The sequence below is a fragment of the Magnetospirillum sp. SS-4 genome (assembly GCF_902729425.1).
GTDB lineage: Bacteria > Pseudomonadota > Alphaproteobacteria > Rhodospirillales > Magnetospirillaceae > Phaeospirillum.
In genome coordinates, this window is the sequence record NZ_CACVCH010000098.1 from 1 (window position 1) to 6,332 (window position 6,332).

12 protein-coding genes, 1 tRNA gene and 1 pseudogene are annotated in these 6,332 nt (G+C 66.2%); 7 read left to right on the forward strand and 7 right to left on the reverse strand.

All coding sequences use genetic code 11. The annotated features are described in order from the left end of the window. Positions 1-254, forward strand: a pseudogene (locus MTBSS4_RS17360) (hypothetical protein); the annotation flags it as partial. Positions 255-257: 3 nt separating this feature from the next. Here the strand turns inward: MTBSS4_RS17360 and MTBSS4_RS22535 are convergent. Both MTBSS4_RS22535 and MTBSS4_RS17370 read right to left on the reverse strand, forming a co-directional pair. Beyond that, on the reverse strand, positions 258-584 hold the full coding sequence (locus MTBSS4_RS22535; RefSeq protein WP_254432634.1) for a DNA-binding transcriptional regulator: 327 nt from the start codon (positions 582-584) through the stop codon (positions 258-260). Then, positions 562-849, reverse strand: coding sequence for a BrnT family toxin (locus tag MTBSS4_RS17370; RefSeq protein WP_254432635.1), 288 nt, complete (start codon positions 847-849; stop codon positions 562-564). Before MTBSS4_RS17370 ends, MTBSS4_RS22535 begins: the two co-directional genes overlap by 23 nt. Positions 850-937: 88 nt before the next feature. Between MTBSS4_RS17370 and MTBSS4_RS17375 the strand changes: the two genes are divergently transcribed. From MTBSS4_RS17375 to MTBSS4_RS17385, 3 genes are read left to right on the forward strand one after another with little or no spacing between them, the layout of a single operon-like run. Beyond that, entirely contained in the window at positions 938-1,897 is a 960-nt protein-coding gene (locus tag MTBSS4_RS17375; protein ID WP_173984658.1) for a phage tail tube protein, read from the forward strand. An 11-nt stretch (positions 1,898-1,908) separates the two neighbouring features. Beyond that, complete coding sequence (locus MTBSS4_RS17380; RefSeq protein ID WP_254432636.1) at positions 1,909-2,208, forward strand: hypothetical protein; 300 nt, start codon at positions 1,909-1,911, stop codon at positions 2,206-2,208. Between the two features lie 51 nt (positions 2,209-2,259). After that, positions 2,260-3,048, forward strand: a complete 789-nt coding sequence (locus MTBSS4_RS17385) for a hypothetical protein (protein WP_173984659.1) — start codon at positions 2,260-2,262, stop codon at positions 3,046-3,048. A gap of 23 nt (positions 3,049-3,071) precedes the next feature. Here MTBSS4_RS17385 and MTBSS4_RS17390 read toward each other — a convergent pair whose 3' ends face one another. From MTBSS4_RS17390 to MTBSS4_RS17400, 3 genes are read right to left on the reverse strand one after another with little or no spacing between them, the layout of a single operon-like run. Further along, complete coding sequence (locus MTBSS4_RS17390; RefSeq protein WP_254432637.1) at positions 3,072-3,461, reverse strand: DNA-binding transcriptional regulator; 390 nt, start codon at positions 3,459-3,461, stop codon at positions 3,072-3,074. Beyond that, a complete protein-coding gene (locus MTBSS4_RS17395; RefSeq protein ID WP_173984660.1) occupies positions 3,436-3,711 on the reverse strand; it encodes a BrnT family toxin in 276 nt (91 codons plus the stop codon). The genes MTBSS4_RS17390 and MTBSS4_RS17395 overlap by 26 nt, the downstream gene beginning before the upstream one ends. Positions 3,712-3,755: 44 nt before the next feature. Further along, on the reverse strand, positions 3,756-4,004 hold the full coding sequence (locus tag MTBSS4_RS17400) for a helix-turn-helix transcriptional regulator (RefSeq protein ID WP_173984661.1): 249 nt from the start codon (positions 4,002-4,004) through the stop codon (positions 3,756-3,758). 93 nt (positions 4,005-4,097) lie between these two features. Between MTBSS4_RS17400 and MTBSS4_RS17405 the strand changes: the two genes are divergently transcribed. Together MTBSS4_RS17405 and MTBSS4_RS17410 are read left to right on the forward strand one after the other, a co-directional pair. Beyond that, positions 4,098-4,409 carry a hypothetical protein gene (locus MTBSS4_RS17405; RefSeq protein WP_173984662.1) on the forward strand — a complete coding sequence of 104 codons (312 nt, stop codon included), beginning with the start codon at positions 4,098-4,100 and terminating at the stop codon, positions 4,407-4,409. Between the two features lie 2 nt (positions 4,410-4,411). After that, the gene (locus tag MTBSS4_RS17410; protein ID WP_173984663.1) at positions 4,412-4,576 is read left to right on the forward strand and encodes a hypothetical protein; all 165 of its coding nucleotides are present in this window, start codon (positions 4,412-4,414) and stop codon (positions 4,574-4,576) included. On the opposite strand, the gene MTBSS4_RS17415 is transcribed toward MTBSS4_RS17410, so the two are convergent. Continuing rightward, on the reverse strand, positions 4,542-4,751 hold the full coding sequence (locus MTBSS4_RS17415) for a hypothetical protein (protein ID WP_173984664.1): 210 nt from the start codon (positions 4,749-4,751) through the stop codon (positions 4,542-4,544). The two genes, MTBSS4_RS17410 and MTBSS4_RS17415, sit on opposite strands and share 35 nt — an antisense overlap. A gap of 205 nt (positions 4,752-4,956) precedes the next feature. Here MTBSS4_RS17415 and MTBSS4_RS17420 point away from each other — a divergent pair, with 205 nt between their 5' ends. Further along, entirely contained in the window at positions 4,957-5,505 is a 549-nt protein-coding gene (locus MTBSS4_RS17420) for a terminase small subunit (protein ID WP_173984665.1), read from the forward strand. A gap of 653 nt (positions 5,506-6,158) precedes the next feature. Here the strand turns inward: MTBSS4_RS17420 and MTBSS4_RS17425 are convergent. Next, positions 6,159-6,248 (reverse strand) — tRNA-Ser (locus MTBSS4_RS17425). Between the last annotated feature and the right edge of the window lie 84 nt (positions 6,249-6,332).

Genomic DNA, 6,332 nt, shown 5'->3' on the forward strand with positions numbered 1-6,332 from the left:
TCCACAGCCGCCGGGCCGAGATCGAGGTGGTGGTGCAGGGCGCCACCCCGGAAGACCGCGACGCAGCACTCGATGCCATCCTCGCCGCCATCGGTGACCGGCTGGCGGTCGATCCCACGCTGGGGGGCACCGTGGATCTGGCAATGCCCGAGCCGCCGGAATTCATCACCGAGGCGATCGACGGCGCCGCCGGCCTCAAGGGGGCCAAGGTCATCGTCGTCCTCGAATACACCGCCGATTCGCCGCTGGGGTGAGCCTCAAGCCTCCAGCGACTTGGCCACCATGTCGGGGTTGCGGGCGATGACGTGAAGATAGGCCCGCGCCGTGGTGTCGGGCTGCTTGCGGCCCTGTTCCCAGTCCCGCAGCGTGCCCACGGGGATGCGGTAGCGGGCGGCGAACACGCCCTGCGACAGACCGGTGGCGCTGCGGATGGCCTTGACGTCCACCGGCAGGATCTCGGGGGCCACATCGGCATCGGCGGCGATCTGGCGTTCGATGTCGGCATCGGTCACCGCGTCCATGGCGGCCCAATCGACGGCCTCCAGGGCGGCCTTGCTCATGTCAGGCGTGATCTTTCGGCGCATAGGCTTTGACCTCCCGTGAATTGGCCTTCCGCAGCGAGACGATTCGGCGGATTTCGCCCCGGTCGGTGAAGATGCAGACAAACAACCGTCCCCGGATCAGGCCATAGGCAATCTGGCGCCGTTCGCCGTAATCCCTGCGGTCGTCATCGGCGACATGCACCAATCCCTCGAACACGTAGGGCGCCAGGGCCAGGGACAGGCCCCGTTCCGCGATGTTCCTGGCGTCCTTGGCCGGATCGAACTCGTATTCCATCACCGGAAGCATACGGCCAGGCCGTATGCCTCTGCAAGCCCGATATACGGCTAGGCCGTAGACATGGGCGCGCCATTTCATTCTGTCGAGAGGCTCCCCCATGTCGAAGACGCGCGCCTATGGCTCCGATTGCATCCTGCTGGCCGCCTTCGAGGCGAGCTACGGCGTGCTTCCGGCCGACGGCTACACAAGGCTATCATTCAAGGAGTCCAGTCTGGGGGCCGAGCGCCCTCTCGGCTACGATCCGCTGCTGGGCCAGGGCCGCGACGCCCAGGACCCGTTCTACGAGGCGATCAAGGACGAGGGCGAGTTCGGCGTGCCGTTGGATGTGCGGGCGCTCGGCTTCTGGCTGAAGGGTCTGTTCGGCGCACCCGCCACCGCCGATAACGGTGACGGCACGTTCGACCATGTCTTCACCTCGGGCGGCACGCTGCCCAGCCTCGCCATCGAGATCGGTCATGCCCAACTGGCGGCGCCGAAATTCTTCCGCCATGGCGGGGCCAAGCTGGACAAGCTGTCCTTCGACATGGCCCGCAGCGGGGCGGCCAATGCCAGCATCGGGGTGATCGCCCAGGGCGAGACCGAATCCGCCACCACCATCGACGCCAGCCCGGCCAGCTTCCCGCTCAAGCGGTTCAGCCAGGGCAGCGGCGCCATCCGGGTCGGCGGTGGCCAACTGGCCAACGTGGTGGGCGGCAAGCTGTCGTTTTCCAACAATCTGGAACGGGTCGAGACCATCCGCGCCGACGGCCTGATTGATGGTGTCGACGAGACCGAAGCCACCGCCGAAGGCTCGGTGGACATCCGCTTCGGCACCGACACCACGCTGACCGCCGCCATCGCCGCCGAAAGCCCGGTGGCGATGCTCTACGGCTTCACCATTCCCGGCTCGGCCTTTGCCCTAACCTTCCATCTCCCCCGCGTCTTTCTGCCGAAAAAGAAGCAGGAGATCAAAGGCCCCGGCGGCATCCAGGCCAGCTACGACTGGCGCGCCGCCCGCGACCCGGTCGCCGGCTACCTACTCCGCATCACCCTGATCAATGACGTCCCCTCGTATTGAAGGCCCGCCCCATGATCCGTCTGTGCTTGCCCAAGGAGCCGTATTGGCTCGATCTGCCGTTCGGCGTGCGGCTCCACGTCCGCCCGCTGACCACCGCCACCTATGAGGCCGCCCGCATCAAGGGCTGGCGCAAGGCCCGTGCGATTGCCCGCGAGTTTGCCGATCTCAAGGCGGTCGGCGGCGACGTCTCCGGCCTGCCGGACCTTCGCGACGACGACGCGGTGGCGGGGTTCTCGCAACTGCTGTTCGCGCAGGCGCTGGCCCGCGCCGCCATCCTGGACTGGGAGGCCCGCTCCAGCAGCCGCCAATAGCGGTTCGGCTTGCCCCGCATGCGCGATTTGACGGCGCGCGCGGTGAGGCGCATGGAGGAGATCAAGGAATTCGCCCTGCGCTCCCAAGCCGCGGGCAAGGTATCGGCCAGCATCGGCACGCTATTCGCCCGTGGACTGCCGGGACTGCTCGGCGAAGACCTGTCCGGCCGAGCCGGTGAAGGTGACTTCCTGGCGTCGTCGGCGCGGTCGCCGGAGGGGCCGTTCCTCGACATGGTGGGGAAAGCGCTTGAACTCGGGGGACGGCAGGCGGCTCTTTCCGACCAGCTTGCCAACCTTTCCGCCGGCATCGGTAAACCGCTCAAGGCGCTGGAGGCCGCGGCCAACGGCATGCCGTTCTACGATGCCGCGCTTCGGCCCACGGCGTTCTTCGAGGCGCTGGCGGATGGGAAAATCGCCTATGCCAGCCCGTGGCGCCGCGGCGCCCTCGACTTCGATGAGTCGATCATCGGCCATGGCGACCTCGCCCGCATGGCGGTCGGAGGCTCGCCGGTGAAGGTGGCCCAGGCCCGCGACGTTGCCGAACTGGCACGGCGCCAGGAGGAGCGGGTGAAGCGTGTCGGTGACCGCACCATGACGCAGATCGTCGCCGCCTACCGGCGTCATCAAGGCGATCCGGCCGAGCAGCAGCGGGTGATCACCAACCTCATCGTGCAAGCCCGGGAGAAGGGCGCCAACATCACCGCCAATCAGGTTCGCTCGGCGATCCGCAATGCCGAGGTGCCGGCGGCCACCCGCGCGGTTCGCCAGGCGCCGCGACAGCTTCGACCGGGGCTCAGCGAACTGGAGGCGGGAGTGGTCGAGCGCGGCGGAAGCCCCTGACGCCGTGGGGGCAGCGCAGCGCCCTATTCCATCGACAGGGCGCGGCGCACCGCCTCGGGTTCCTTGGCGATCACCTTGAGCAGCACCCTGGCCGGCCCGTCCGGCTGACGGCGGCCCTGTTCCCAATTCCGGAGCGAGCCGAGCGAGAACCCGAACTTGGCGGCAAACACCTCCTGCGACAGGCCGAGGGCCTGCCGCACGGCGCGCACGTCCACCTCGGCCGGCACCACGACGCGGACCCGGCCGGTGCGCACGTCGTCGAGGATTTGCTCCGCCGTCATCAGCGGAGCAAGGTCCGGGTCCTCGGCCACCTGGCGCGCGATGTCCTCGTCGGTGGTGGCATCGACCTTGGACCAATCGAAGCTCTTGGCCTTGCGACGGCCCTCTTCACGAGTAGACCTGACGATAGGCATCGGTTTCCCTCCGGTTCGCCTTGCGGAACGAGATGATCCGGCACCGCTGGCCCCGCTCGGTGTAGGTGACGAAGAACACCCGGGCGCCGATGTGGCCCAATGCGTTCACCCGCACCTCGCGGTAATCCTGGCGCACGTCGCACCATTCCAGGACGGGGCTATCGAAGATCGCGGGCACGATCTCGAACGGCAGACCGCGCAATAGCGCGTTTCGCTCGCTCTTCTCGCTGTCCCACTCGAAGTCGTCCATCTGTCGAGTATGTGCGCCTTGGAGATCGGTAAGTCAATGGCGTACTAGCGGCCATCCCGCAGACGGACCCCGGCGCCGCCAGCCCCCTGATAGCTACCGGTTGGGATGAACTCCACCCCCGCCGTCTCAAGGGCGCCTTGCACCTTCTCCACATTGCCGGCCGAGCTGCGTTCCAGGCCGATGGTCTCCATGCGCTGGATCGTCGGCAGGGACACCCCCGCCGCATCTGCGAGGGTCCGCTGATCCCAATCGAGAAACAGCCGGGCCGCCTTCATCTGCTTCGCCGTTATCATGTTTCAAACATCCTTCATGATGCTTAGCTATTGACGTACCTGCTATCATACATTACGCTTGAAACATCATCAACGATGTTGGAGCTTCCCGCCATGCTCACCTCAGCAGCAGCACCGACCGCAGCATCGCTGCCCGCCCTGATCGCCCGATATGCCGCTCTCGACCGCGCCTATGACGAATTGGCCGAGACTGCTTCGCCTTCCGCCGGTGCCCTGGATAGCCTCGTCGAGCAGATGAGCCGCCTCAATGCCGGGATCGCCGCCACCCGCTCGCCCGATCTGGCCGGCGTCATCTGGAAACTGAACGAGGTGGCCTCCGTGCTGGAGGGGGACGACGTGTCCGCATTCGTCCTGTCCTTCCTGCGCTCAGCCGTGGAAGACCTCCGGCACATGGGGGCGTGCTGATCATGACCAACACCGCCGCCGCGCCGCGATCCGCTCGGGCACATGATCACACGAAGCCCACGCCGCTCACCCAACTGGAGGCGAACTTTCTTGCCGCCTTCAAGCACCTTTCGCCCGAGGTCCAGGAAGCATTCATGGTGCTGATGCGCGAAATGCAGGCTTCATGACCCGGAACGCGACGCTCCAGAACCGGTTCTTCAGGTTCCACTCGTCCTTCCAGGAGAGGGCCATCTGCCGTTCCGTCTCGGCGTCGATGCTCGCCTGGTCGAGCACGGGGGGAGGCGTCGTCGGCCGAGCGCATGCACTGACCGCAAGCGCCAAGAGGATCGCGATCCATCGCATGATCGGGCTCCTTTCCCGGATGCCGCGGACATCACTCCCGCATTGGAGCGACCATTCTAACGCCACAACACTGGATGATGGTAGCGCAGCGATTGCTATATGCCGTTGGGTGCGCATATCCAGCGCTGCTTTTGGCTCAGGTTGTGCCGATCCCGTGCCTTCCTGCCCGCGATCCGCTATTATCGGTTCGGAAGGAGACTTCACCATGTCGATCCCATGCCACGACAACCTCACCGCCAGGCAAGAGCGATTCGTTCAGGAATATCTCATCGACCTGAACGCCACTCGGGCCGCCATTCGGGCCGGCTACAGCGCCCGGACGGCTGCCCAACAGGGGGAACGCCTGTTGAGAAATGTTGAAGTGAAGCGGGAAGTCGAGAGGGCGATGTCGATGGTAGCGCAGCGGATCGCGGTCACCGTCGACCGGGTGGTCGAGGAACTGGCGGTCATGGCGTTCTTCGATCCGGCCAACCTGATCAGCGTTGCCGGGCCGGAGGACATTGCCAAGCTGCCGGAGCCGGTGCGCCGCGCCATCGTGGGGTGGTCGTGGGACCGGCACGGCCATTTCGTGCTGCGGCTGGCCGACAAGGGCGTGGCCCTGGAGCGGATCGGCCACTACCTCGGCATGTTCGTCGAGCGCAAGGAGGTCGGGGCGCCTGGCGACTTCGACACCATGACGATGGACCAGAAGATGGAGCGGGCTCGCGTCCTGGCGAAGCTCCTGGGCCTCGACCGCGTGGCAGGCAACGCCTGAAGCGCCGTCACCCGAAGGGAACCACCTCGACGGAGGCCGTGCGCTCCCGCTTGGTCCCCGGCTCCGGCCAGAAGTAGTGAACCAGTCGGTCGATGTCGGGGGGGCCTTGGCTGCCACCGATATCGCCGTTCCCACCGTCGGCGCTGCACATTGGCGAGCGAGACCATGCTAGGGGGTGACCGGTCGCGCCGGATGGCATCGCTGGTCTCCAATGCCTGCATTCCGCCCTCTGCCAAGTCCCGTTGCGCTCCGCCCTCGTCATCGAGATACCAATAGGTGCCCGTCACCGCCGCCACGCGGATCGGGCGCCGGCCATCCGTTTCCAACACCACCTCGGCCACCTTCCACCGCTGGCCGGCGAAAGCGGGCGCACGCAGATAGCCGCGGGCCAAGCCATCGGCCGCCTTGCGGGGCAGGCGCCAAAGGTGGCCGTCGTCGCCGAAGATGAAGAATCGCCTGCTGAACGCCATTGGCCGGCCCACTGGTTCGGTTGGGCCATCATGCCCAATCTCGCGCTCCGCCACCAAGGACGGAGAGGGCGAATGTCCAATGCCATCCATCCCAAGCCGAGGGGTTTTTGTGGGTCAGATTGTGGGTGGGGAGAGCGCCGCTAGTGAAAAACGGCGTTTTTTCAAAGCACTAATGCTGGTAATTGGCGGAGGGGGTGGGATTCGAACCCACGATGAGCTTGCACCCATACCGGTTTTCGAGACCGGCGCATTCGACCACTCTGCCACCCCTCCGCAGGTGTGGTCCCCCGGTCGATGGGGAGGCGCGGAAAATAGCGCAAAGCCCCTTGTGGCGCAACCCGCTTTTGGCTGGGGCCC